Annotated in this window: 3 protein-coding genes; all 3 read left to right on the top strand. The window is 39.8% G+C overall.

Annotated features, from left to right (window positions below):
- The first annotated feature begins 91 nt into the window (after positions 1–91).
- On the top strand, positions 92–703 hold the full coding sequence (hisH, locus tag ABZC96_RS09840; protein WP_373030824.1) for an imidazole glycerol phosphate synthase subunit HisH: 612 nt from the start codon (positions 92–94) through the stop codon (positions 701–703).
- 12 nt (positions 704–715) lie between these two features.
- On the top strand, positions 716–1429 hold the full coding sequence (hisA, locus tag ABZC96_RS09835; RefSeq protein WP_373030823.1) for a 1-(5-phosphoribosyl)-5-[(5-phosphoribosylamino)methylideneamino]imidazole-4-carboxamide isomerase: 714 nt from the start codon (positions 716–718) through the stop codon (positions 1427–1429).
- The coding region (locus tag ABZC96_RS09830; protein WP_373030821.1) for a 50S ribosomal protein L11 methyltransferase at positions 1419–2040 on the top strand (622 nt) is incomplete at its 3' end. The genes hisA and ABZC96_RS09830, both read left to right, overlap by 11 nt.

Below are 2040 nucleotides of genomic sequence, written 5' to 3'. Positions count from 1 at the left end.
TTTAATTTGCTATAATCACGGTAATTATACAAGAACCCACTGAATAACTCTAGCTACTCATAATGGGTTCTATCGTCAAAGGAAAAATATCGTGATAGGAATCGTCGATTACCACATGGGGAACCTTGCTTCTGTTATCAATGCTTTTGCTAAAGTTGGGGCAGATGCTACGTTAGAGAGTGATCCTACTAAACTCAGTCAATATGACAAACTCATCTTACCTGGTGTAGGGGCATATGGTGATGCTATGGAACACCTTAAAAAAAATGGTATGGATGAAGCAGTTATTGCATTTGCTGCATCAGGGAAACCTCTTCTGGGTATCTGCTTGGGCATGCAGTTACTGTTTGAGAGTTCAGAAGAGTTTGGAGAGACACAAGGTTTAGGGCTTATTCCCGGTAAAGTAGTTGCTTTTGATGAAAGTAAGTTTGACCATCACCTCAAAATACCTCATATGGGCTGGAATGAACTATTTCAACAAAAAGAAACTGCTCTTTTCGATGGACTAGATAAAGACTTTTATCTCTACTTCGTTCACTCATATCATGCAGTATGTGATGACAAATACGCCATAGGAAAAACACACTATGGATATGAATTTGTATCAGCTGTACAAAACAACAATATTTACGGCATCCAACCGCACCCTGAGAAAAGCCATGAAAATGGTTTAAAGATCATAGAAAATTTTGCAAAACTATAGGAAGAAGACTACATGACAATATTACCAGCCATAGACCTTAAAGACGGCAAAGCCGTAAGACTAAGCAAAGGACTCATGGAGTCTGCAAAAATTTACTCCGATGAACCTTGGCAAGTAGCTAAACGATTTGAAGAACTTGGCTCTGAGTGGGTACACCTCGTTGATCTTAACGGTGCCTTCGCAGGTAAACCTGAAAACTTGGAGCAGATCAGACAGATCCGTGAACACTGTAACCTCAAGCTTGAGCTGGGTGGAGGTATTCGTGATGAAGAGACTATCAAAATGTATTTGGAACTTGGTATTGATAGATTGATCTTAGGGTCTATCGCCGTAAAAGATGCACAATTTGTTAAAGATATGGCTGCAAAATACCCTATCGTTGTTGGGATTGATGCGATAGACGGTATGGTAGCTGTAGAAGGCTGGGGAGAAGTGAGTGACATGAAAGCCACTGACCTTGCACGTGAATTTGCCAATGCAGGTGTACAAGCGATTATCTGTACAGATGTGGGTCGTGACGGAATGATGACAGGTGTGAATGTAGACTTTACTCTGGAAATTCAAAAGGCTTCAGGACTTGAAACGATCGCTTCTGGCGGATTGAAAGATATGACAGATATCAATGCTCTTATAGAAGCCGGTATCGATGGTACTATCGTAGGTAAAGCATTTTATGAAGGTACGCTTGACCTTGAAGAAGCATTTAAGGTAGCCAATGCAAGATAAATATTATGAATTAACTATCACTCTTGATGACACTTTTGTGGATTTCATTGCAGACTTCGTCGCTAACATTTATGGGGAGGGTCTGGAACTTGGTACAGGTCAGATCATCGTGCGAAGTGAATCTGATTTAACTTTCGTTAAAGATGCCCTTGTATCATTGTCAGGTACTCTAGGTGATACCATTAAAATGGACTACAAACTGGAAGAGAAAGAAAATGTAGATTGGATAAAAACCTATCAAGACTCTATCCAACCTATCCAGGCAGGTAAATTTTACATCTTTCCAAGCTGGTATGAACCCAAAGATGATTTTATCAATATCAAAATAGACCCTGCGCTTGCTTTTGGTTCAGGACATCATGCAACAACATTTTCATGCCTAGAAGCGATTAGCACGTATGTTGATGCAGGTAAGTCTGTCATAGATGTAGGTTGCGGTTCTGGTATCTTAGGTCTTGCATGTAAGAAGCTGGGTGCAAATGTAGAACTATGTGACACTGATCCTCTCTCTGTTGAAAGCTGTAAAGAGAATTTTGAGCTTAATGAAGAAAATTATGACAAACTTTGGGAAGGATCCATAGATAAAGCAGAAAATACCTATGATATAGTCA

Origin of the sequence: Sulfurovum sp., from assembly GCF_041551015.1 — a bacterium.
Classification (GTDB): Bacteria; Campylobacterota; Campylobacteria; order Campylobacterales; family Sulfurovaceae; genus Sulfurovum.
The sequence above is the reverse complement of the archived record's forward strand: the minus strand, read 5'-3'. Positions and strand labels throughout refer to the sequence as shown.